21 protein-coding genes and 1 tRNA gene are annotated in these 24,672 nt (G+C 43.5%); 5 read left to right on the forward strand and 17 right to left on the reverse strand.

The genetic code is table 11. The annotated features are described in order from the left end of the window. Positions 1–45: 45 nt before the first annotated feature. From G608_RS0117985 to G608_RS0118010, 6 genes are all read right to left on the reverse strand, one after another. Positions 46–1,794 (reverse strand): ABC transporter ATP-binding protein, encoded by a 1,749-nt coding sequence (locus G608_RS0117985; protein ID WP_026497142.1) that lies wholly within the window; start codon positions 1,792–1,794, stop codon positions 46–48. A 15-nt stretch (positions 1,795–1,809) separates the two neighbouring features. Then, the gene (locus G608_RS0117990) at positions 1,810–2,949 is read right to left on the reverse strand and encodes a DUF4317 domain-containing protein (protein ID WP_026497143.1); all 1,140 of its coding nucleotides are present in this window, start codon (positions 2,947–2,949) and stop codon (positions 1,810–1,812) included. A 5-nt stretch (positions 2,950–2,954) separates the two neighbouring features. Continuing rightward, positions 2,955–3,563: a flagellar motor switch phosphatase FliY gene (gene fliY, locus G608_RS21855; protein WP_035796211.1), complete on the reverse strand. Its 609-nt coding sequence runs from the start codon at positions 3,561–3,563 to the stop codon at positions 2,955–2,957. 176 nt (positions 3,564–3,739) lie between these two features. Then, entirely contained in the window at positions 3,740–4,390 is a 651-nt protein-coding gene (locus G608_RS0118000; protein ID WP_026497144.1) for an HAD family hydrolase, read from the reverse strand. Between the two features lie 21 nt (positions 4,391–4,411). After that, positions 4,412–6,550 (reverse strand): DUF2264 domain-containing protein, encoded by a 2,139-nt coding sequence (locus G608_RS0118005; protein ID WP_242829432.1) that lies wholly within the window; start codon positions 6,548–6,550, stop codon positions 4,412–4,414. A 33-nt stretch (positions 6,551–6,583) separates the two neighbouring features. Beyond that, positions 6,584–7,756, reverse strand: coding sequence for a glycoside hydrolase family 88 protein (locus G608_RS0118010; protein WP_026497146.1), 1,173 nt, complete (start codon positions 7,754–7,756; stop codon positions 6,584–6,586). A gap of 315 nt (positions 7,757–8,071) precedes the next feature. Here G608_RS0118010 and G608_RS0118015 point away from each other — a divergent pair, with 315 nt between their 5' ends. The 5 genes from G608_RS0118015 to ptsP all read left to right on the forward strand — a co-directional run bounded on the left by G608_RS0118015 (position 8,072) and on the right by ptsP (position 13,875). Continuing rightward, positions 8,072–8,827 (forward strand): DeoR/GlpR family DNA-binding transcription regulator, encoded by a 756-nt coding sequence (locus G608_RS0118015; protein WP_026497147.1) that lies wholly within the window; start codon positions 8,072–8,074, stop codon positions 8,825–8,827. Positions 8,828–8,856: 29 nt separating this feature from the next. Then, positions 8,857–9,762, forward strand: coding sequence for a 1-phosphofructokinase (gene pfkB, locus G608_RS0118020; protein ID WP_026497148.1), 906 nt, complete (start codon positions 8,857–8,859; stop codon positions 9,760–9,762). A 94-nt stretch (positions 9,763–9,856) separates the two neighbouring features. After that, a complete protein-coding gene (locus G608_RS0118025; protein WP_026497149.1) occupies positions 9,857–11,797 on the forward strand; it encodes a PTS fructose transporter subunit IIABC in 1,941 nt (646 codons plus the stop codon). 16 nt (positions 11,798–11,813) lie between these two features. Next, positions 11,814–12,077, forward strand: a complete 264-nt coding sequence (locus G608_RS0118030) for an HPr family phosphocarrier protein (protein WP_026497150.1) — start codon at positions 11,814–11,816, stop codon at positions 12,075–12,077. A 91-nt stretch (positions 12,078–12,168) separates the two neighbouring features. Further along, positions 12,169–13,875 carry a phosphoenolpyruvate--protein phosphotransferase gene (ptsP, locus tag G608_RS0118035; protein ID WP_026497151.1) on the forward strand — a complete coding sequence of 569 codons (1,707 nt, stop codon included), beginning with the start codon at positions 12,169–12,171 and terminating at the stop codon, positions 13,873–13,875. Positions 13,876–14,003: 128 nt separating this feature from the next. Here ptsP and G608_RS0118040 read toward each other — a convergent pair whose 3' ends face one another. The 11 genes from G608_RS0118040 to G608_RS0118090 form a co-directional block, all read right to left on the reverse strand. Next, entirely contained in the window at positions 14,004–14,168 is a 165-nt protein-coding gene (locus tag G608_RS0118040) for a hypothetical protein (protein ID WP_155833328.1), read from the reverse strand. A gap of 342 nt (positions 14,169–14,510) precedes the next feature. Beyond that, entirely contained in the window at positions 14,511–16,046 is a 1,536-nt protein-coding gene (locus G608_RS21860; RefSeq protein WP_035796215.1) for a Na+/H+ antiporter NhaC family protein, read from the reverse strand. Positions 16,047–16,211: 165 nt separating this feature from the next. After that, on the reverse strand, positions 16,212–17,546 hold the full coding sequence (gdhA, locus tag G608_RS0118050) for an NADP-specific glutamate dehydrogenase (protein ID WP_026497153.1): 1,335 nt from the start codon (positions 17,544–17,546) through the stop codon (positions 16,212–16,214). Between the two features lie 156 nt (positions 17,547–17,702). Next, positions 17,703–18,926, reverse strand: coding sequence for a Gfo/Idh/MocA family protein (locus G608_RS21865; RefSeq protein WP_081677502.1), 1,224 nt, complete (start codon positions 18,924–18,926; stop codon positions 17,703–17,705). Positions 18,927–18,934: 8 nt separating this feature from the next. Beyond that, positions 18,935–20,371, reverse strand: coding sequence for an SH3 domain-containing protein (locus G608_RS0118060; protein ID WP_026497154.1), 1,437 nt, complete (start codon positions 20,369–20,371; stop codon positions 18,935–18,937). Positions 20,372–20,410: 39 nt separating this feature from the next. Then, a tRNA-Arg gene (locus tag G608_RS0118065) sits at positions 20,411–20,482 on the reverse strand. A gap of 31 nt (positions 20,483–20,513) precedes the next feature. Further along, positions 20,514–21,470, reverse strand: a complete 957-nt coding sequence (locus G608_RS0118070) for a DUF5688 family protein (protein WP_026497155.1) — start codon at positions 21,468–21,470, stop codon at positions 20,514–20,516. 109 nt (positions 21,471–21,579) lie between these two features. Continuing rightward, entirely contained in the window at positions 21,580–22,137 is a 558-nt protein-coding gene (gene efp, locus G608_RS0118075; RefSeq protein WP_026497156.1) for an elongation factor P, read from the reverse strand. 89 nt (positions 22,138–22,226) lie between these two features. Beyond that, positions 22,227–22,667 carry a type II 3-dehydroquinate dehydratase gene (locus G608_RS0118080; protein ID WP_026497157.1) on the reverse strand — a complete coding sequence of 147 codons (441 nt, stop codon included), beginning with the start codon at positions 22,665–22,667 and terminating at the stop codon, positions 22,227–22,229. Positions 22,668–22,691: 24 nt separating this feature from the next. Beyond that, on the reverse strand, positions 22,692–24,080 hold the full coding sequence (locus G608_RS0118085; protein ID WP_051209520.1) for a shikimate kinase: 1,389 nt from the start codon (positions 24,078–24,080) through the stop codon (positions 22,692–22,694). Then, positions 24,080–24,631, reverse strand: coding sequence for a YqeG family HAD IIIA-type phosphatase (locus G608_RS0118090; RefSeq protein ID WP_026497159.1), 552 nt, complete (start codon positions 24,629–24,631; stop codon positions 24,080–24,082). The genes G608_RS0118085 and G608_RS0118090 overlap by 1 nt, the downstream gene beginning before the upstream one ends. Positions 24,632–24,672 lie beyond the last annotated feature (41 nt).

The following is a 24,672-nucleotide window of genomic DNA, read 5'->3' on the forward strand; positions in this document are numbered from 1 at the left end:
TTATATTAACCTCCGCTTAATAAGGATGTTCTTCACATCACTAAGTTATGACTTTTCATCAAAGTCAGCATCGCCGCTGCTGCCAACCTGAGATTCATAAACTTCCCTGTAAATCTCGTTGTTCTTAACAAGCTCATCATGTGTTCCGAAGCCGTTAACCTTACCGTCATCCATAACAATGATGCGGTCGCAGTCCTGAACACTTGATATTCTCTGTGCGATTATAAGCTTTGTGGTACCGGGTATTTCCTCGGCAAAAGCTTTTCTGATTTTAGCATCTGTAGCTGTATCTACAGCACTTGTTGAATCATCGAGAATCAGGATCTTGGGCTTTTTAAGAAGTGCTCTTGCAATACAAAGTCTCTGTCTCTGACCACCTGATACGTTGGTTCCGCCCTGCTCTATAACTGTGTTATAGCCATCGGGGAATCTCTCAATAAACTCATCTGCGCAGGCAAGCTTGCAGGCTCTTTTTATTTCCTCCTCGCTTGCATTTGCATCTCCCCAGCGAAGGTTGTCATAGATTGTTCCGCTAAAGAGTACGTTTTTCTGAAGTACAACGGATACCTGATTTCTAAGAGCTTCCATATCGTAGTCTCTTACGTCAACTCCGCCGACCTTTATGCTTCCCTTTGTGACGTCGTAAAGTCTGCTTATAAGGTTAACAAGGGATGATTTTGCCGAACCTGTTCCACCGATGATTCCGATGGTCTCACCGGATTTAATGCTGATATCGATATCCTTAAGTACAGGCTCCTCTGAATCGCTTGTATATGCGAAATCTACGTGTTCGAAATCAATGCTTCCATCCTTTACTTCCATGATGGGATCCTTGGGATTGCCAAGGCTTGTCTCTTCATCAATAACCTCTGCAATTCTTCTGGCACTTGCCTGTGACATTGTAACCATTACAAAGATCATAGACAGCATCATAAGGCTCATGAGGATGTTCATGCAGTAGGTAAGAAGACTCATCATCTCACCTGTTGTAAGATCCCCTGCAACTATCATGTGGGCACCGATCCAGCTGATAAGAAGAATGCAGGCATAAACAGTACCTGTCATGATAGGGCCGTTTAATGTAACGACCTTCTCTGCTCTTACAAACATCTCGTAGATATTAAGGGCAGCGATCTTGAACTTGTTGTTTTCATACTCTTCACGTACGTATGCCTTAACAACTCGGATAGCAGATACGTTCTCCTGAACGCTTTCGTTGAGGCTGTCGTACTTTTCAAATACCTGCTTGAAGTACTTGGTGGCATTGTTCATGATAAACACAATCACTATGCCAAGGAAAATAACAGCAATAAGGTAGATGCTTGCAAGCTTTGCGTTTATGATAAATGACATTACCATAGCTACAACCATGGATGCAGGCGCTCTCATTGCCATTCTGAGTATCATCTGGAATGCATTCTGAATGTTGGAAACATCTGTGGTAAGTCTTGTTACAAGACCTGAAGATGAAAATTTGTCGATATTTGCAAAGGAAAAGGTCTGAATGTTATCAAACATCTTTTTCCTGAGATTGCGGGCAAAGCCTGTAGATGCCTTTGCTCCGAATACTGCGCCGCCAAGACCTGACAAAAGGCCAAAGAGCGCAACGAGAATCATGATGATACCTGTTCTTACTATGTAGGCCATGTTCCCGCCATTTATTCCCAGATCAACCATCCTTCCCATGAGTACGGGGATTATCATCTCTGCGATGACTTCACCGATCATACAGATGGGAGTAAGGATACTGGGAAGCTTAAATTCATGTAATTCCCCTAAAAGTTTTTTTACCATACTTCTGTCCTCTCTTTACTGTCCCTGAAGAATCGTCCTTACGTTTATTCCGTTTACCTCTATATGATCATCTACCGCGATAACAAGGCACTGTCTGCCATCGATTATTCTGGACTCCACAAGATCCGTCCTGTCGGGATTGACCTTGATAACTACATCCGGAGCCTTAATGTCGAATTTCCTTGTGTTTGCAATGTTTGAGGCAAGAAGAGGCATCTCATCCTCGCCGGCAATTTTCTCGTAATTCTGATCAAAATATTCCATGCGCTCTTCAGATACGCCGCTGTCCTTAAGAAGGTGCTTTACATCCTCTTTTCCAAGCTCGAAGGGCTCATCATCATCCTCATGGTCCTCCATCATGGTTGCAAGATTTTCATGGACATTACGCATAACGTCGTAGTCCGCCTGATCACCGATGGTCTCCTCAACAAGTGCATTGAAAAGATCCTTCTGCTCAGGAGCTGACATGGGAGATCTGCCTCCAAAAAGTGCCTCTACAAACTCAGGCTGAAGGTCCTCAGGCTTTTTCGTAAAGTAGAGCATGTTGTGGATGTCGGCATTTCTCTCGATAAATGCAGGGAAAAGGAAGCCCTTTGTGGGACCGTCCACTACCCAGTCACGGAATCTGTCCTCGATCTCATTTGTCCTCTCATTGTAGCCAAGGGCAGCCTTGGACAGGGTCACAGGGCAGATGCTGCAAAGGATGTAATCATAGATATTATCAGAGGAATCCTCCATCTCTATTCCATCCTTAGTGACACCGGGAATATCATAAATCGCATGTACAAGGATTATATAATAGTTCTCGGCGTTGATGTAATTAGAAATTATTTTGTCGTAGAATTCATCGATGAGTGAATCGTCCTCAAGATGGCTGTCACGAAGGCGCAGTAAGAACTCCTGTGTTCCACCCACGCTTTCCTGATCAACCGGGAATTCAAGACCAATCAGACTTCTTCCAAAGACACCGGAAAGAGTATGCTTGAAGATATCAAGATATTTGAACATCTCCTCTTCCGGGATAGAGCCAAACGCTTTTTTGAAAACAAGACGCTTATTTTTCTCGTAATCAACATAACACCCGCAGATGTGATCGATAGTACATCTGTCGGGTGTGAATTGTTTCCTTATTTCAAGTACTTCTGCTTTGTTCATTAAAATTAACTCTCCGCTTCATTTGCCATAAATTTCGCGCACATCTCACGGGCAAACTGAACCGGATAAAGCTGAACCATTACTGAGTCAATAAGATCTCCGATAGTAATCCTGAAAGCGATTTTTACAAAAAACTCGTACTCCGTTTCAAAACTCTTTTCAAAAATCTTAACACTGTCAACATCAATCTTATTTACAATGGGCGTACTGATATCGGTGGGAACACCAAGCATCATTGAAAGAGATGTGGCACTTGCTCCCATCATCTGGTTCATGGCTTCGGAGGCCGCACTTAAATGCAGCTCAGATATATCGCCGGCGGTGTTGGTACCATCTCCGCCCATCATAAGATCTGTCATTACCTTTACATCATTTTCTTTCAAAATGAGAACGTTATTACCTGTAAGGCCTTTAACATAATGAATCTGAACAAATACACAGGTCTTTGCGTAATCATCAAGAGATTCACTTCTTTTAATTACTGAAACGTTAGGTGTCGTAATATCAACCTTACGATTAACCATCATACTAAGGGTAGTCGCAGAATTACCCATACTGATATTGGCAATTTCCCCTATAGTATCGATTTGCTCGTTAGACAATGCCTGATCCATATAATACCCCTCTGTTTTAGTTTCTGTTTTCGATTCAGAACCGCGTAAGAACTCGCGTATACATATATTTTAGTCTACCATCTAAAAAGTGTAAAGAAAGTTTCGGGATATTAAATATAAATTTTCTATTACCTAAATATGCTAAAAAAGTTCATATTTAGGCACTTTTTTAGCTCTTATTCACCGAAAAGCTGCTTCAGTTCAAGGAGGTTTTCCATCCTCTTATAATAAAGTCCGCTAACTGCCGCTTCATCATCATTGGTGTCAGGAATGTAAATGGTTCTTATACCTGCTGCCGCCGCGGATTTAACTCCGTTTGGCGCATCCTCAACAGCTATGCACTCATCCTTTGAAAAGCCCACCTGCTCCGCCGCATACAGGTACAGATCAGGTGATGGTTTTCCCTCTTTTACCTGGGTTGCGCAGCAGATCTTATCAAAGTAGTCAAGAAGTCCCACCTTTGTAAGATACCTTGTAGTGCGCTCCTCATCTGTGGCTGTGGCCGTGGATATCATGACGCCGCGGTCCTTTAGCCACTTAAGGATTTCCTCTGCGTGGGGCTTTAGCTTAAGGCCTTCTTTTGCAATAAGCTCCTCGAAAAGCTCCTTCCTGTAGGCTCTTACTTCATCATAGTTAAAGTCATCGCCGTACCACTCCTTAAACTGTCTTGGAGCAAAGGGACGGCCAAGACTCCTTAGCTTAAGAGCCTGCTCCCTTGTCATGGTATAGCCAAAGTGCGCAACGGCCTTTGGCCAGACTATCTGATAGCACCTCTCCGTATCTATTAAGGTTCCGTCAAGGTCAAATAAAACTGCTTTTATACTCATTACTTACCGCCTTAATTTTTCTTAAAGCATCATTCTGCCCTCAAGAAGCTCATAGTCTATCTCGTGCTGATTCTTATTTGAGACTCCGTCAGCTAAGGTTATGCCTACGGCGCCATAAGCACCTGTCATGTCCTTATCGGAGAAAGCTATCTCTTTTATGGGAAACAGTTCATCCTCCGTAAAGTCCTCATGGCTCTCCCTGGTTATTGTCTGGGAGATCAGCACGTAATCCTCTGAGCTGTCATAGAGGTTTTCCTTATAATACTTTCCATATATAATAACAGATTTTTCGCTGTCAGGATTAGTTCCGCTGCTCTTTACGATATCAAGGTCGTAGAAGCCGGTGTAAACAGTCATTGCAAGCTGTTTTTCTTTTCCCTGCGAATCGTGTCCTTTGAGGATTATGGCCTTTGCGGTAATTTCCTTTGTTTCGCCTGTTATCTTTGATACTATTTGCGCTGTTTTTTCTTTGCGGATAGCCTGGGTGCTTCCATCATCAGGAAAGCCGTAGGCGCCAAGGGTTATTGTCACATCAGGTCTAAAGAGTCTTAGCTTATCTGCTCTCATAATGCCGTAGTTTACGGGAAAATCCGCAAGATTTACGGCGTTAAACCAGTGGCACTCGGTGTCCAGCCTGTAGTTGAAAAACTGCCTTCTGTACAAGACTCCGTCCTTCTCGCCGCCCCAGAAGGTTACGTTACATCTGTCCTTTTCATCTGTTGTTCCATCAGTGAGGACATACTGCATGGATTCTACATCCTCTGCAGGGGAAGCCTCCCAAGGGTACTTTGAATTAAAGGAAAGCTTGCTGTAATTCCACATGCCGTGGAGGTCGCTTCCGTTTTTTACAACCTTACCTGTTCTTAAGATAGTGGTCTTATTTTCCGGGTGGTTTGAGTAGCTAAGTGCAGGGCCGTCAAGGGTAGTCACCTTTACGCCGTCCTTATCCCAGTCGCCGTTATTTTCCTTAGCGGTCCAGAAGGGATGGTCAGCCGGTAGGTGCAGGCAAAGAAATGCTTTTCCAATCCAGTAAACGGATTCAGCGCAGGAATAGCCCTGTACCAGAGGCGTAAACTGCTTATAAAAGCCAAGAGCCGGCACCATATTTTCAAGAAAATCATCCCTTGTAAGGAACTGTAAAAGTGAACCTGACGAGATTCTTCTTGCTCGTCCGGGATCCGCCCCCGGATTTTTCAAAAGGAAGTTAGCATCAAAGGGGCTTACTGCCGCAAAGCGGTAAATGCAGCTTCTGCCCCACATCATGGTATAGCCGTCCCCATCGAAGAATTCGGGATAGGTCTCCATTAGCTTATTTGAAGCCTCTTCAAATTTTCCCGCAATGTATGGCTCATTTTCATAGCCGTACCAGATATTCCATATGGGAGCATATACATTAAATGCCCAGCAGGAGTAATAATCAAAGCTGTGTCCGTCCCTGAACCAGCCATCTCCTACGTAGTAGGAAAGGATTGCCTGAGCGTGCTCTCTCATCACATGCTCATCAATTTCGTAGCCTTCCATGTGAAGAAAAGCCATATCAAGCATGTTGAAAAGGCGCCAGTTCTGGGGCACCGTGGCAGCGTGGGCATAGCCTCTTAAAAAGTCTGCGATCGCATCTCTTTCCTCTTTTGTATATCTGTCCCAGATTTCTTCCCTGCAGGCCCAAAGTCCTATAACCAGTGCGCAGGTCTCAACGGTCTGCTGAAAACAGTTTGTGGGATCCTTGCTTCCCGTAATGGCCATCAGCTCCTCATAGGTGCTTACATACTCTGCGCTGTCCTTTTTTGTAAGTGCGCGAAGGATGTGCTCACTGTAGTAATCTCTTAAGTTGATGCCACCAATCTCTATTTCAGGATTTTCATGTATAAGCACAGAGCCTATGAAAAAGGTTCGGGTCAGTCCCTCGAAAATCTCCGCTCTTTTCTCTGCGTCAAGTCTTCCCTCATCAGCGCCCAGGTGTGGATATGTAACCTCTGTTTCGGTCCTTGGTACAACAGGAGCATCGTCTATGCTCTTTAAATTTTCAAAAAGGCCCCTTAGCAGGTAAATTCCCGCATCTATCCAGTGCTTTCTGGTAACTCCGGTATAGGGGCTAAGGCTGTAATCAGGCTCATCTACTGTGAAAACCGTCTTGTCATTCATGCTGTTATCCTTTGTCATGCCATCCTCCAGGTAATATATTTATGCTCTAATTCACCACAGATACTCGCCTCTTCCAAGAAGATAAAGAAGGGCTTCTATATAATAGTAATCACCGTAAATAATCGGGAAATGATGCTCCTTGTCATGGTATGCCGCTGTGCAGTTAATAAGAAGCTCGTCATGGTCAGGGTCAAAGTCGCAGCGCTTTTCTGTAAGGGTCTTAAGTATTTTTATGGCAGCGTCGCTGTATTTTACTCCGTGAGCGTTTTTGATCGTTTCCGAAAGCTCAGCGGAATCCGCACCTTCAAGGGCCTTTGATATCTCATCTGCAAGATGCATAAGGCCGCAGGCTGCGATTGCCGCTGCTGTCGAATCCTCATAGGCAGGGTCCTGTGGCTGCAGAAAATCTACAGGAATCAGGCCGCTCTCAGGAATATGCTCTACAAAGAAGTCAGCAACCTTCATTGCTGTCTCAAGATATCTGTAATCACCTGTATGAATATAGCTCATTACAAAGCCGTAAATTGCCCAGGTCTGGCCCCTTGTCCAGGCTGTACCCTCAGCATAGCCCTGCCCGCCGTGCTCTCTTATAAAGCCCTCGCCGTTTAAACCGAACTCAACGATATGTCTTGATGAGCCATCCTCTCTAATAAACCAGTCCATGGCAGTATCAGCATGTCTTATGGCTATCTGCCTAAATCTTGGATCATCCACGGTTTCGCTTGCCCAGTAAAGAAGGGGAAGGTTCATCATGCAGTCAATAATTGCATAGCCCCTTGTATCTCTGTCATCTCCCCAGTCATTCCAGGCACGGATGAATTCGCCCTCAAGGTTAAAGCGTCCTGCCAGATTTGCTGCCGCAAGAAGTCCTCTGTTTTTTGATTCTTCATTTCCTGTGAATTTATAGTTGGCAACAGCGGTAAGGAGCCACTTAAAGCCGCTGTCGTGATCCATGCCGTTATACTGAAGAAAGTTGGAATCAAGCTTTTCCTCTATTCTCTCTGCTGCTCTTTTATACTCCTCATCCCCTGTTTCCCTGTAAAGCTGCCACAGCATTCCGCCGTAGAAGCCGTTGGTCCACCAGCAGACGTTATCCTTTGTTTTATCATCAAAAACATGATTTATCGCAGTGTAAGGAAGCTTATCATAGCTTCTTCCCACTACCTGTTTTTCCTTTTCTATCACCTTTGAAAGGGCATCCTCAGCCCAGGTAAGATTTCCCATTTTATTCCTCCTGAAAACGGTAGTTCTGATCTCACTTCGTTCGCCAGAACTAAGTAGTACACTAAGCTCGAAAAAACCTCGCTAAGTGATTACTTATATTTTATATGTTTTAAAAGCTTAATGTATAGAAAAAGCTTTCACTATTATCGTTTATTTTGTCCTGAGTTAATTATGAGCGTTAGTGATTATTTATAATTTTTTTTGATAATTTTGGTTATTTTTCATCTACCTGATTGATTATCTTTGATTGACTTTGATTATTTGCGATGCTATTCTGATTTCAGAGTATGAATTTTTAATAGGGGATGATCAAAAATGCTCACAGAAGAAAGACGAAACGAAATCGTAGCTTATATCGAAAAGCATAATGCCGCTACCGTTCAGGAGCTGGTTGATGCACTTAATGCATCCGCAGCAACCATCAGAAGAGATCTTTCAGTACTCCACGACGAGCGCAGAATTATCAAGGTTTTCGGAGGTGCAACCTCTCTTAAATCAAAGGATGTCAACACAGTTGAGCCTTCCGTTGCCGAGAAATCAAGTCGCAACACTCAGGAGAAGGATCTGATCTCAGAGTATGCCGCATCTCTCATACAGGACAATGATTTTGTCTACATCGATTCCGGCACCACTACTCTGCATCTTATCGATCACATCACCAATAAAAATGCAAAGTACATCACAAACGGAATCGTTCATGCAAAGAGAATGCTGGAGCGCGGCCTTTCCACCATGATAATCGGAGGACGAATCAAGCCCGTTACAGAGGCGGTTATCGGTCCTGACTGTGTGGAAGCACTTTCAAGATTTCACTTTACAAAATCCTTTATGGGAACAAACGGAATATCGGTCCCTGCAGGCTTTACAACGCCGGATGTGGACGAGGCACTGGTTAAGGCTGAAGCAATCAAGCACACCTACCTCTCCTATGTACTTGCAGACCATACAAAGTTTGGCGTAGTGAGCTCAGTTACCTTTTCAGATCTTCGAAGCTGCTGCATCATCACCGACACTACTCCGAGTAAAAAGTATTCTGACCAGACAATAATTAAAGCTGTCATTCAGAAATAAACTTCATTTATAACCATAAGGAGGTTCAAATGATTTACACAGTAACTTTTAATCCCGCAATCGACTATATTGTCCGCATGGATAAGCCCCTTGATCCCGGGATGACCAACAGATCCGTTTCAGAGGATTGCTTTTTTGGCGGCAAGGGAATAAACGTCTCAACCGTACTTAAAAACCTCGGCATTGAGAACACAGCTCTCGGCTTTGCTGCAGGCTTTACAGGAGAAGCAATCGTTGAAAGCGTGATCAAAAAGGGAATCATCTCAGACTTCATAATGCTTAAGGACGGCATTTCAAGAATAAATGTAAAGATAAAGTCTGATGAGGAGACAGAGATAAATGCTCAGGGTCCCGAGATCAGTCAGGGCGCCCTGGATGAGCTTTTAGCTAAGCTTGATAAGCTTGAAAAGGACGACATTCTCATTCTCGCAGGAAGTATTCCAAGCTCTCTTCCGAGCAATGTCTACGAGATCATTCTTGAGAGACTTGAAAGTAAAGGCGTTATTTTCGTAGTTGATGCCACAAAGGATCTTCTTATGAATGTCCTTAAGTATAAGCCGTTTCTTATTAAGCCCAATAATCACGAGCTTGGTGAGATGTTCGGAACTGTACTTAAAACAGATGATGAAATTGAGGAGCATGCGAAGAAGCTTCAGGCTATGGGTGCAAGAAATGTACTTATTTCCATGGCCGGTGACGGAGCAATGCTCATTACAGAGGACGGTGAGCGCTTCCGCGTAGGTGTTCCCAAGGGAACAGTTAAAAACTCCGTTGGAGCAGGTGATTCAATGGTAGCAGGCTTTGTTGCAGGCTATATGAAAACAAAGGATTACCGCACCGCTCTCAACATGGGAACAGCAGCAGGCAGTGCCACTGCTTTTTCCGACGATCTCGCAACAGGCGAGCTTATAAACAGTATTTACGAAACTCTGTAGGTATTTCGCCGGGTAGTTTCGTCAATATACAAGAAACAGGTTATTGGGGATGACCTCAAAATTCAAATGCGCTAAGCGTAGAAAGGGAGAAAAAATGAAAATCACAGATTTACTCAAAAAAGAAGGGGTAAGCTTGAATCAGACCGTGGCTGATCAGAACGCAGCAATCGATCTGATGGTGGCACTTCATGACAAGGTTGGCAACTTAAATGACAAGGCTGCTTTCAAGGCAGCAATCGAGGCAAGAGAAGCAAAGGGCTCAACCGCGGTAGGCATGGGGATAGCCGTTCCGCACGCAAAGTCTGCTGCAGTTAAGCAGCCGGGTCTCGTAGCAATCACTGTTCCAAACGGCGTTGATTACAAGTCACTGGACGGAAAAGAAAGCAATCTTCTTTTCATGATCGCAGCTCCTGAAGGCGCTGCAGACACACACCTTGAAGTTCTTTCAAAGCTCATGACCATGCTTATGGATGTAAACTTCACCAAGTCTCTTGTTGAAGCAAAGAGCGCTGATGAGTTCTTATCACTCATTGACAAACAGGAAGCTGAAAGAGACAAGAAAGAAGCTGAAAAAGAAGCCGGAAAGGCTCCTGCTGCTTCTGCTGCACCCGCTAAAAAGACCTGCAACATTCTTGCAGTTACAGCATGCCCTACAGGTATCGCACACACCTACATGGCTGCTGAGGCTCTTGAGCAGAGCGCTAAAGACAGCGGCGTTTCAATCAAAGTTGAAACAGACGGATCAGGCGGTGCCAAGAATGTTCTCACAGATGCTGAGATCAAGGCCGCTGACATCATTATCGTTGCAGCTGATAAGAATGTAGAGATGGCTCGTTTCAACGGCAAGAAGGTTATCAAAGCTTCCACAGCCGATGCAATTCATCACTCAGCCGATCTCATCAATCGTGCTATCGCAGGGGATGCTGCTGTTTATCAGCACTCAGGCCCTGTTGAAGCAGGTGCATCATTCGACAATGAGAGCGCAGGAAGAAAAGCATACAAGCACCTTATGAATGGTGTATCACACATGCTTCCCTTCGTTATCGGCGGCGGTATCCTTATAGCAATTGCATTCCTTTTGGATGACTATTCAATCGATCCCGGCAACTTTGGTTCAAACACACCTATTGCTGCATGGTTTAAGTCAATCGGCGGAACAGCATTCGGATTCATGCTTCCTATCCTTGCTGGATTCATTGCTCAGAGTATTGCTGACCGTCCCGGTCTTGCAGTCGGTTTCGTAGGTGGTGCTCTCGCTGCATCAGGCGCAACTTTTGCAGCTCCCGGCGGAAATGTTCCTTCTGCTTTCCTTGGAGCTCTTGTAGCTGGTTTTGCAGCAGGTTACCTCGTAAATGGTCTTAAGAAGATTACAGAGGGACTTCCTGCAGCCCTTGAGGGAATTAAACCCGTTCTTATCTACCCGCTCTGCGGTATCCTCATCATTGGCCTTGTAATGTGTGCAATCAACCCTATCGTTGGTGCTCTTAACAACTGGATTTATGACATCCTCGAGGGAATGGGCACAGGATCAACACTTATCCTTGGTGCACTTCTTGGTGCAATGATGGCAACTGACATGGGCGGCCCGCTCAACAAGGCAGCTTATGCATTCGGTCTTGCTTCACTTGCAGCACAGAATGAAACAGGATTTATGATCATGGCAGCAATCATGGTCGGCGGTATGGTTCCTCCTATCGCAATTGCACTTGCAACTATCTTCTTTAAGAAAAAGTTTACAGTAGCTGAGAGAAAGTCAGGTCCCGTTAACTTCATCATGGGTCTTAGCTTTATCACAGAGGGTGCAATCCCCTTCGCAGCAGCAGATCCTCTTCACGTAATTCCTTCACTTATGATCGGATCAGCTGTTTCAGGTGCACTGTCAATGCTCTTTAAATGCTCACTTAGAGCTCCTCACGGCGGAATCTTCGTATTCCCTGTTGTAGGAAACGTTGCAATGTACCTCGTAGCACTTCTTGCAGGTTCTGTTGTTGGATGCTTAATGCTTGGTATCCTCAAAAAAGACATAGAACAGTAAAAGAAAGGAATAAATTATGGTATCAAAGAATATTACAGTAAAAAACGAACAGGGTATGCACATGCGTCCCGCAAGTCTTCTTTCACAGAAGGCAACACCCTTTGAAAGCAGCGTAAAAATCATGTTCAACGGAAACAGCTATGATTGTAAGAGCGTTATGTTCCTTATGAGCGCTTGCATCAAATGCGGTTCAGAGATTGAACTTGTTTGCGATGGTCCCGATGAAGAGAAAGCTCTTAGCGAGATTTCAGAGTTCATCGAATCAGGAATGGGTGACTAAGCTGAGAGCCCCTGACGAATTACCATTTGTTCTGCTATCGCACTGAGTGCGGTAGCAGAACTTCACTATTATAATCATTTGGAGGCATAAAATGTATAAAGGAATTGCAGCATCACGAGGAATCGGCATTGGAAGTATCTGCCGCATAATTGAACATGATCTTTCTTTTGAGGCAAAACAGGTAACTGACACAGCTGCTGAGAAGGAACGTTTTCACAAGGCTATTGCTGACTTCGTAGAAGAAACAAATGCCATGGCTGAGGATATCAAAAAACGCATAGGTCCCAAGGAAGCTGAAATTCTCATGGGTCATGCAGTTATGATCTCCGACCCTGCCATGTCAGGTGAAATGGACAAAATGATCGATTCAGGCCAGTGTGCCGAATCAGCTCTTACCGCTGTATGCGATATGTTCATCGGAATGTTTTCAAAGATGGACGATGACATGATGCGCCAGAGAGCATCGGATATATCTGATGTAAAGGTAAGCGTACTTAAAAAGCTCCTTGGTATCGAGGATATCGATATCAGCAAAGTAGCACCCGGAACTGTGCTTGTATGTAAGGACCTTACTCCTTCCATGACATCACAGATTGTAAAAGAGAATGTAACAGGAATCATCACTGAGATTGGCGGTAAAACCTCCCACTCTGCCATCCTTGCAAGGGCTCTTGAAATCCCTGCAGTCCTCTCCGTTCCCGGAATCGTGGATGAGGTCAAGGACAAGGATACAGCCATTATCGACGGCACAGAGGGCGATGTTTACATCAATCCCGACGGTGATATTCTGTCAAAATATATGTTAAAGCGCGAGGAGTTCATCAAGAAGCAGGCTGAACTTAAGACCTTTGTTGGTAAGGAAACCGTAAACGCAGACGGCACAAAGCTTGATCTTTTCTGCAATATCGGAACTCCAAAGGACGCCAAAAAGGCTATGGAATGTGACGGCGAAGGTATCGGCCTTTTCCGCTCAGAATTCCTTTTCATGGACAACACTCATCTTCCCACAGAGGACGAGCAGTTTGAAGCATATAAGGAAGCTGTTGAGACCATGAAGGGCAAGACAGTCATCATCCGTACTCTGGACATCGGCGGTGACAAGGATATCCCTTATCTCGGACTTGAGAAGGAAGAAAATCCCTTCCTGGGCTACAGAGCCGTAAGATATTGCCTTGGCAATTCTGATATGTACAGAACACAGCTCCGCGCCATTACAAGAGCCAGCGCCTTTGGTAAAGTTAAGATAATGATTCCTCTTGTAACAACAGTTGATGAAGTAAGAAGCGTCAAGAAGCTTGTAGCTGAGATTAAGGATGAGCTTAAGAGCGAAGGAATCGCTTTTGATAATAACATCGAGGTTGGCTGCATGATTGAGACTGCATCAGCATCTCTTATAGCTGATCTTCTTGCAAAGGAAGCAGCATTCTTCTCAATCGGTACAAATGACCTTACACAGTACACCATGAGCGTAGACAGAGGAAATCCCAAGGTAGCTTACCTCTACTCCTCTTTCCAGCCCTCTGTATTAAGGTCAATAAAGCACATCATCGAATGCGCAAATGAAGCAGGAATTCCTGTTGGAATGTGTGGAGAAGCCGCAGCTGATCCTCTTATGATTCCGCTTCTTATGTCCTTTGGTCTCGATGAATACAGCGTAAATCCTGTACTTGTTTTAACAGCCCGCTGCATCATCTCCAAGTGGTCCAAGGCTGAAGCCGATGCACTCACTGCCAAGGTCATGGCTATGGATACCGAGGAAGACATTGTAGCAGCCCTTAAAGAGGCCGCAAAGGAATAAATCGATGTAATAAATATTTTTACGGCTCGTTTAAACCTGTTAAACGGGCCGTATTTTGATGAAAATACCTTAGCATACAAAATGCCCGTACGAACCAAATTCGTACGGGCATATATTTTCAATAATAATCAGGCATTCTGAATACTTTTTAACATCTCAATTGCTGTTCTTCCCTCAGCGACTGTAATCGTGGCAGTATTGCTTTCATACTTTCCAAGAAGTCTGGAACGCATCTCTTCGGGGTGATTGTACAACTGATCCATGATGCGGTCAAAAGCTTTTTTCCATTCCATAATTCTCTCCTTGCCAATCTGAAGGTCCCCACCATCAGATTTTGAAACACGCGTCAGTATCTCCTCCCTTATGGACATCGCTTTTTTCAAATGCAGTGTTTATATTAAAGCAAGAAAAGGCTTAAATCAAGGGAAAATGATTAAGAAAATCTTAAAATTCTGTGATTTATCTATGTTGTACAACATATGGTAGAAGCGCTATATTTCGCTATACCAAATGCACTAACGAAAAAATTTTCTTTCTTAACCAAACCTCTCTGCCGGAGAAAAATTTTACTATTTTGTTGAAATAGCCAAATGAAAAATCAAACATTTTTTACCGCAAAAATGTCTGTATATTTATCATTTTTCTTTTGCGCCAAAGGTCTTTATAAGTAACAGGCAAACAATCATAAGAACGATTGAAACAGGCAGACATACAAGCCAGTTCCTTACCCATCCTGCAATAACATAAGCAACTACTGAAACTGCAGCAGCTGTTATAGCGTAAGGGAGCTGAGTTGAAACATGCTTAATGTGGTTACACTGTGCACCTGCACTTGCCATGATTGTGGTATCTGAAATGGGTGAGCAGTGATCGCCGCAAACAGCGCCTGCCATGCAGGCTGAAATAGCAATGATCATAAGCTCGTTATTCATATCTGATCCGAATACCTTGGCAACTATCGGGATAAGGATACCGAAGGTTCCCCAGGATGTACCTGTTGCAAATGCAAGGAAAGCACCGATAATGAATACGATTGCGGGAAGCAGACTCATAAGAGCATTATTGTCTGCAATATTAGCTACAAGACCGCCTACATAATCTGCTGCGCCAAGGGAATCTGTCATTGATTTAAGTGTCCATGCAAAGGTAAGAATAAGGATTGCAGGTACCATACTCTTAAAGCCCTCAGGAATGGCATTCATGCACTCATTAAAGCTAAGAACCTTTGTAGCCACCATAAATATAACTGTTACAACTAAAGCTATTACAGAACCGTATACGAGGCCTACAGAGGCATCAGAATTAGCAAAGGCATCCACAAAGCTCTCGCCTTCAAAGAATCCGCCGGTGTAGATCATTCCTATTACGCAGAAAACGATAAGTGAGATTATAGGCAGTACAAGGTGTACAACCTTACCATTTCCTGAAACAGGAGGATTAGGCTGATCCTCGGCACCTGTCATACTGGAATGTCCTGTTACTTCATCTACCTTTGCTGACTTTGAGTTCTTCATAGCAGCCTCTGCTTTTTTCATGGGGCCGTAATCAAGACCTGTGAAGGTAAGTGTCAGCATCATTACGATAGTAAGCAGCGCATAGAAGTTATAAGGAATAGCTCTTACAAAAAGTGTAAGTCCGTTAGCTCCGTCAACAAAGCCTGTTACAGCAGCAGCCCATGATGATATGGGAGCGATGATACAAACAGGAGCAGCTGTAGCATCAATAAGGTATGCAAGCTTTTCCCTTGAAATCTTATGCTTATCGGTGACAGGTCTCATAACCGAACCTACTGTAAGGCAGTTGAAATAGTCATCGATGAAGATCAGGCATCCAAGAACAACTGTCGCAACCTGAGCGCCTGCCTTGGTTTTAACATGCTCTACTGCCCATCTTCCGAAGGCTGCCGAGCCGCCTGCTCTGTTCATAAGCATTACCATGCTTCCAAGAATGACAAGGAATATAAGAATACCTACATTCCAGCTGTCTGAAAGCTGACCGATCATGCCATCAACAAAAACATGCTGCATGGTTCCGGTAAAGCTGAAATTCGTGTAGAGAAGACCACCTACAACAATTCCGATGAACAGGGATGAGTAGACCTCTTTGGTGATCAGCGCCAGAGCAATCGCGATAATAGCAGGAACCAGCGCCCAAAAACTGTTAGCAAACATAGTATTCCCCTCCTAAACTTTTTTCTTATTAAAGGAATACCGCACCAGGTAGTACTGATGCGGTATTGGTTTTAATCATTATACTATATTACGTTAAAGTAATAAACTAAATTCTGATTTATGCGGTTTTGTAATTCAATAGTTGGAGTTAGATCTCCAACTAAGTTACACGATACCCTGAGCCTTCATAGCCTCTGCAACCTTAAGGAAGCCTGCAATGTTAGCACCTGCAACGTAGTTGCCTTCCATGCCATACTTTCTTGCAGCATCATCAATGTTGTGATAGATGTTAACCATGATCTGCTTAAGCTTAGCGTCAACCTCTTCGAAGGACCAGCTAAGTCTCTCAGAGTTCTGGCTCATCTCAAGAGCTGATGTAGCAACACCACCTGCGTTAGCAGCCTTACCACCTACGAACATAACCTTGTTAGCCTGTAAGTACTCTGTAGCCTCGATTGTTGTAGGCATGTTAGCACCTTCACATACAGCCTGAACGCCGTTAGCAACGAGCAGCTTAGCATCTTCAAGATCAAGCTCGTTCTGAGTTGCGCAAGGAAGAGCAACATCACACTTGATGCTCCATACGCCTCTGCCCTCGTGGTATTCAGCTGACTTTCTAGCTGCTGCATACTCTGTAAGACGTGCTCTCTTAACTTCCTTAACCTCTTTAAGAAGTGCAACATCGATTCCTTCGGGATCATAAATCCAACCTGTGGAATCAGAACATGTAACAGGCTTTGCACCAAGCTGCTGAGCCTTCTCGATAGCATAGATAGCAACGTTACCTGCACCTGAAACAACTACAGTCTTGCCCTTGATATCAGAGCCGTTGCACTTAAGAAGCTCCTGTGTAAGGTAAAGAAGACCATAGCCGGTAGCCTGTGTACGAGCAAGTGATCCGCCGTATGTAAGACCCTTACCTGTAAGAACGCCTTCATAGGAATCACGGATTCTCTTGTACTGACCGAACATATAACCAATCTCACGTCCGCCTACACCGATATCACCTGCAGGTACATCAGTATCAGCACCGATGTGTCTGTAAAGCTCATTCATAAAGCTCTGGCAGAATGCCATTACTTCTCTGTCAGACTTACCCTTAGGATCGAAGTCTGAACCGCCCTTACCTCCGCCAATAGGAAGGCTTGTAAGTGAGTTCTTGAAGATCTGCTCGAAGCCAAGGAACTTGATAATACCAAGGTTTACTGAAGGATGGAAACGAAGTCCTCCCTTGTAAGGTCCGATTGCTGAGTTGAACTGCACACGGAAACCGTTGTTAACCTGTACCTGTCCCTTATCATCTACCCACGGTACTCTGAAAAGGATCTGTCTCTCAGGTGTTACAAGTCTCTCAAGAAGAGCGTCTTTTCTGTACTCCTCTTCATTGGCCTCGATAACTACTCTAAGTGAATCAAGTACCTCCTTAACTGCCTGGTGGAATTCCGGCTGAGCGGGATTCTTCTCTACTACATAGTTGTAGACTTCATCAACGTAAGACATTTTTTCTTTCCTCCTGTTTTTAGAAAATTGTACAAAAAAGAGCGTAAAGATCTAAAGGTCTTTACGCTCCCTTGCGCAGACACCACTGTCTGTCAAGTATTATTCCACATACCTAAAAAATCGTCAAGCACTTTATTGCTTTAAATCGAAAAAATTTTATTCTTCAGATTTCTCCTCAGAGTTCTCAGCCTCTGCTACATCCTCAGAATTATCAGAGCTTTCATTACTCTCAGCTTCAACCTCACTGGCAGAATCATCTTCTGCTGAGCTTTCCTCAGATACTTCTTCAGAGAGATTCTCTGCAACTTCACTGATTATCTCTTCAACTGTTTCTGTAGTTTCTGCTGTCTCATTGCTAACCGGCATCTCTACCTGAGCCTGCTCACCATCAAGATCATCAACATCCTGAGGGAATTTAACGTCTATCTGCTCTCTTATGAAGTCCATCATCTTCATGATCTCCAGAGACTGAGCTTTAGGCATTTCGGGGCATTCCTTCCAATTCTCGTTAAGAGAATTTATCGCAGACATAACCTCATACTCATAACCGGTTATCTGCTTCTCCTTCTTGTAGAAGCCCTCTTTAATACCTGCGTTGTTATATACTGTGATGCTCTCAAAATTGTTGATATTCTCAACCTCGATATGACCATTAGTACCAAAAATGAAGCCCTTAGCGCTTCCACAGGCAATAGCTGAGCATGTGATAACGGCAATCTGACCATCTCTGTAACTCAGGGTGATACTATCCTGCATATCCATGCCGCCGTCACCCTTCTTGGAAACTGCGGATATATTTACTACATCATTACCCAAAACCATGGACGCAAAATTAAGTCCATATACGCCAAGATCAAGAAGCGCACCGCCACCAAGGGAAGCATCGGTTATTCTCTGCTTCCATGCAATATTATAACTAAGGTCGGCAGTAACCATCATTATATCGCCGATCTTATTACTGGACAGAATTTCTTTAAGCTTACCTGCAAGAGGAATAAATCTTGTCCACATAGCTTCTGCAAGGAACAGATCCTTCTCTGCGGCTAATTTAAACATCCCGGCTGCCTGCTTCTCATTTAAGGCGAAAGCCTTCTCACAAAGAACCGGCTTCCCATATTCAAGAGCGAGACAGGTGTTCTCAAAATGAGCAGAATGAGGCGTAGCTACATAAACGAGATCCACCTTTGGATCCATGCACATCTCCTGATATGAACCATAAGCACGCTTCACCTTATTCTCTTTGGCAAAAGCTTCTGCCTTCTCATATGTTCTCGATGCTACTGCATAGCAGGTTACTCCCTTCATTCCTTTGAGAGTTCTTGCCATCGTTCCGGCAATATCGCCGGTTCCCATTATACCTACTCTTTTTGAATTAAACATACAGCTCCTTACTCAGTGAGATACTCAGCCTTGATATAGCCTGTTTCACCTTTATATTCTACTTTTGCCCATCCATTAGCGTACTGCTGCTTAACATCTACTGTATCACCGGCATAGATTGTATAAAGAACATCTGAATCAGTACTCTGTGACTTACGAAGTCTTACTGTCTCTGATACTCTAAGCTTACCTGTTGCACTGGAATCCACCTTGGACTTATTCTCGGTATTCTCAGCAGTTTCAGTCTGAGTCTCCTCGGTAGTAGTCTCTTCTGTAGTCTCCTGTGCTTCAGCGGTATCTCCATCTTCTGCTACCTCTTCGAAGTATTCGGATTTAACAAAAGCTGTGCCGCCATTGTACTCAATTTTACTCCATCCGTTTGCACGTGCTTCAAGCTGTGTGTAGACTTCACCGATCTCAGTCTTTGCCAGCTTATCAGCCGTTTCAGAATCAGAACTTCTGATATTTACTACATCTTTAGCTTTTATCTTGGTTACTGCAGGAGTACTCTCTTCTGCAGTCTCTTCTGTAGTCTCCTCAGTAGCTTCAGCCTCTGCTACATCAGTCTCCTGTGCCTCTGCTGTCTCCTCAGTTGTCTCTTCAGCAGACTCGCCTTCCTGAGCTTCGCCTTCCTGCGTTTCTCCTTCTTCAGAAGCTCCCTCAGCTGCAGGTACTTCGCCTGACTCGATAGCTGCAAGTGCTTCTCCAACAGATACCTGGATATTTGCACTCATGTCTGAAAGGAAGGTCGCAAGATTCTCATGTGCTGCGATAATATCGTTGTACTGCGCAGCAACTGAATTATTAAGATCAACCACATCAGCCTGTAATGAAATATTACTGATATAATCTGTCACACGATCATCAACCACATCTCCATTAATATAGAGATTACCTGCTTCATTGGTGCAAACATACATAGTCTGCATACCGGGAAGTGCAGTTGTATAGCCTTCAAAAAGAACCTCTGTATAAACATAAGCCACATAGCTTCCTTCTACAGGACCCGGCTTAGTATAAACATCAACAGTGGGAATGCTTGTAATATACTTGGAAACCTCGCTTAATCTAAGCTCCTCGGTACTCTCAAGTCCCTGATAAATGGACTTTATGGTATCCATATCACCTGATGCATAAGCACTAAAATACGTATTCATAAGCGAATTAACATCATCATACGCATTCTTTTCAAGCTCAACCTCAGGAACAATATAGCTTCCATCCTCAGCAACTGATGTAACTGCATTCTCAGGCTCTGCTACAACATCACTCTTATTAGCCTTAAGAGCAAGTACAATGGTAAGAACCACTGCAACCACGAGAACAAGCGGCATTACCAGCTTTTTATTATCTGAGATGTACTCAAAAAAGGTCCTCTTATCCTGTGCTGCGAACGGATTAGACTCCTTCTTATTACCTTTAAAGTTCATTTTCTTAAAATTCATTTCTTAATTCCTTATCCACCGCCACATTTTCGTAAAATATGCACCCGACAGGAATCGAACCTGCATTAAAGGCGTCGGAGGCCTCCGTTCTATCCATTAGACTACGGGTGCGGAAAATGTTACGGATTTATTACGTACCCGATTATAATACCATAGCCCCACTTGCTTGTTCAACCTTTTTCACATTATTTTCATCTTCTCTATCATAGTAATAGACGCTGTTTGAAAGGAAATCCTCATCGGGAACACAGCTGTTGTTTACCTCTCTTATCATGCTTTTTAGTTCTTCTATTCCGGGAGCAAACTTCTCCGGCAAAAGTATAGTTTCATGAATGGAGCTGGGAATAATATAGAAGTTACTGTTATACTTTTCGGCAACCTCCTTAAGTAGTCCGGGATATAAGATCACTGCTGAGCCCTGAAGCTTCCTGTTGTTGGTGGCAACTATAAATCCATCATCCGGAATATTTGCCATAAACTCATCATCACACTCATATTCAAAAGCGGTCTCATCCTCTTCTGCGCTTTTCTTCGCAAGCTTTGCACAGAAATCCCACATGGAACAGCAGGCTGCAGGGAAAAGTCTGGGTGTATTGTCCATGGCAGCTTCGTAGAGATCTTCTTCCGATACATCCCACATATCTGCATGTTCGTTGGTAATAAGAATAGATCCGCTTTCCCCTATGAATTCCAGGAACACCATATAAACTACCGCTATATCTCCGATCATGCGATGTGGCAATTCCTGAAGTCTCTCTGCATTCCTCTCTCCGGAAATAAGCTTAAAGCAAATCTTTGGAAGCACCTTTTCTATATCCTCAAAGAAGGAGACATCCACTTCTTTATCAACAAGATGTTCATTAAAAATACCAATCGCCGCATTGGCCATAGCCTCTACATTCTCATCACCCATATAGTTCTGATACAGATCATTCAAATATATTGTAGGAGCGCAGTTACTACCGCTCTTCCTTACGCAGACGCCATACTTCTTAAGTCCGTTGTTCTTACACACTTCATGTGCAGAAACATCTGCGCTGTCACCATAATATGCGCTAATACGCTCAAATACCTTTTCAAAAAATTCTTCTTTTTTCATACCTAAAATTCTCCTTTTTCTAAAAAATAACGACAAAAAAGGCAATGAAAAAATTAAATTCTTCATTGCCTTACAAGTCTATACATTATGTTTCAGAAAAAACGGTAAATTAAACTCTGGAGAGATATTCTCCTGATCTTGTGTCGATCTTGATCACGTCACCCTCGTTAACGAAGAGAGGAACCTGAACAACAGCACCTGTCTCAACAGTAGCAGGCTTTGTAGCACCTGTAGCTGTATCACCCTTGAAGCCGGGCTCTGTCTCAGTAATAGCGAGCTCTACGAAAAGCGGAGGCTCAACAGCGAATACGTTGCCATTGTAAGAATGAATCTGAACTGTCTCATTCTCCTTAACATACTTCATTGAATCGCCAACCTGATCCTGTGTAAGAGAGATCTGCTCATATGTTTCATTATCCATGAAGTTGAAAAGATCTCCATCAGCATAAAGATACTGCATATCCTTACGATCAATACGTGCAGCAGGGAACTTCTCAGTAGGACGGAAGGTTGTTTCCTTAACACCACCATTGATGATGTCCTTAAGCTTTGTTCTTACGAAAGCTGCTCCCTTACCGGGCTTAACATGCTGGAATTCGATTATCTGACATACATTACCATCTATTTCGATAGTCATACCGTTTCTGAAATCACTTGCAGAAATCATAAAAATCCTCCTAATAATTACAAATCAAACAACTACATAATATTATACTAATGTTTTCTTTTTTTCAATACCCTTTTTTCAAAGGTTTATCATTTTTTAATGATATCAGCTATATAATCCATGGCCATAAGATATCCGTCAAGTCCATGTCCATAAATCTGTTTATCGCAGGCAGGGGCTGTAACTGAATTAGCTCTGAAAGCCTCTCTGTTAGTAATATCTGATATATGAACTTCAACTTTTATGATGTTCTCAAGGCTCTTAAGGGCATCATGTATTGCATAGCTGTAATGTGTATATGCGCCGGGATTTATAACGATTCCGTCAGTGCCGTTAAAATATGCCTCCTGGAGTTTATCGATAATGGCGCCTTCATGGTTCGACTGCCAGGTCTCAACCTCAGCTCCCATGTCATCAGCCTTATCCTTTATCATCTTAATAAGGTAGTCATAATCCTGATTTCCATAGACAGCCTTCTCTCTGATGCCAAGGAAATTAAGATTTGGTCCGTTAATTACAAGTATATTCATAAGTTGCATCTCCCCAAATGATATTTAAAGAACAGTCTCTGCCACCTCTACCGCTACTCTTTTAATATTCTTCCCGTCGGTTGAAACTACAACATCCGCAGCGGATTCGTAGATCTCCCTCCTTGAATCAAGAAGTTCCCTGATCCTTGCAAGCTTATCTTCCGTATTAAGAAGTGGTCTTGATGTATCCCTCTTTACTCTTTTATACACTGTCTCAGGAGTTGCCTTGAGATAAACAACTGTACCTATCTTCTTTAGAAGTTCTCTGTTCTTTTCTCTCAAAGGAAGTCCGCCGCCCACAGCCAGCACCATATTTTTTCTGCCGGATTCGATTAGACTTTCAAGGTATTTTGTCTCGATGTCCCTGAAGTATTCCTCACCTTCTTCTGCAAAAATATCTTTGATCTTCCTGCCCTGCTCCTTCTCGATAGCCGCATCGGAATCAATCTTATCATAGCCAAAGAATCTTGAAAGCGTTCTTGAAACCGCGCTTTTTCCGCTTCCCATAAAGCCCACAAGAATAATATTTTCACCGCCCAAAAGAGTCTCTAAGAGCTTTCTGTAAACCTCCTCGCAGTCCTTGTCGGAAATCTTCGTATCATTCCAAAGCTCATAGGCACAAATGCCCTGATAAAGCAAAGTCCTAAGTCCCGTTATCACATAAGCTCCAGCTTCCTCGCAGTAACGAAGGAATTTTGTCTTGAAGGGTCTGTAAACCGCATCATACCCAACCTCTATCAAGCTGTAAAAATCCGGATCTTCTATAACAGCCTTATCAGAATCGGGCATAAGTCCGACAGATGTCATCTGAAAACAAATATATGTCCTGTCAGAAGGAAGCTTTTTATAATCTGATAGCTCCATGGCTTTGCAAAGATCTTTACCTGCAAAATCATTTACGTCGCTGCTGAGCTTTACAGCATTTGCAAGTGTTCTGTTCAGAATAAATACCTCTTTGGCACCTTCCTCAGCACAAAGATAAGCTGCAGGCTTACTGATTCCGCCTGCTCCAAGGATTATGACTGATTTTCCCTTAAGCTTTACCTTCTCATGCTCAAAGGATTTTTTAATGCCATAATAGTCGGTGTTATATCCCTTAAAGCCGCTGCCATCCGCTGTTCTCACAAGGGTATTAACAGCGCCTATGCGCTCCGCCACGGGATCTATCTCAGCGAGGTAAGGAATGACTGCGCTTTTGTGGGGAACAGTGACATTAAGACCAAGTATATCAAGGGCCAGTGCTCCTTTTACCGCATCGCCTACCTTATTATTTTCAACCTCGAAGGGAACATATACCAAATCCGTTCCCGTCTTTGCTGCAAGTGTATTGTGAATATCCGGAGAAATTGTGTGATGCACAGGGTTTCCTATAAGACCGCAAACCCTTGTTGTCCCGTAGATGTCTCTTCTCATTATATCCTCCCGCCGGTGCCCTTATGCTTTCTCTTTTCAGACGCTCTCTTCTGTTTATGAAGATGAAGTCTGTAAAACAGCAGGACAACAGCCTCAATTTTTCTCTTAAGGACTATCTGTATCTCTTCCTTTTTATCGATCTGATTGACCAAATATGTGCGGATGCCCACTCTGTTTGCGCCCCAGACATCAGTAAAAATCTGATCTCCAACAAACAGCGTGTTATCAGGCGCAGTGTTCATGCGCTCCATAGCCCTTAAATAGCCGGCTTTCATTGGCTTATTTGCCTTGTAGATGTATTTGGATTCCACATCATCAGCAAAGGAGCTTACTCTCGGCTCCTTATTGTTGGACAAAAGCATGGTGTCATAGCCTATATCGTGCAATCTCTTAAAAAAGAGAACCGCCCTTTCGTCTGCAGGCGCGCCATGGGAAACCAGCGTGTTATCGATGTCAAAGATAACGCCTCTGTAGCCCTTTTCATATAGTTCTTCAAATGGAATTTCAAAGGTTGAATCCGAGGTATCACTCGGGAATAGTAAATGTCTCATGGGACAAATTTTACAATATATGCATAAAAAAATCGAGCAGG

It is taken from the genome of Butyrivibrio sp. WCD3002, assembly GCF_000424265.1.
Taxonomy (GTDB): domain Bacteria; phylum Bacillota; class Clostridia; order Lachnospirales; family Lachnospiraceae; genus Butyrivibrio.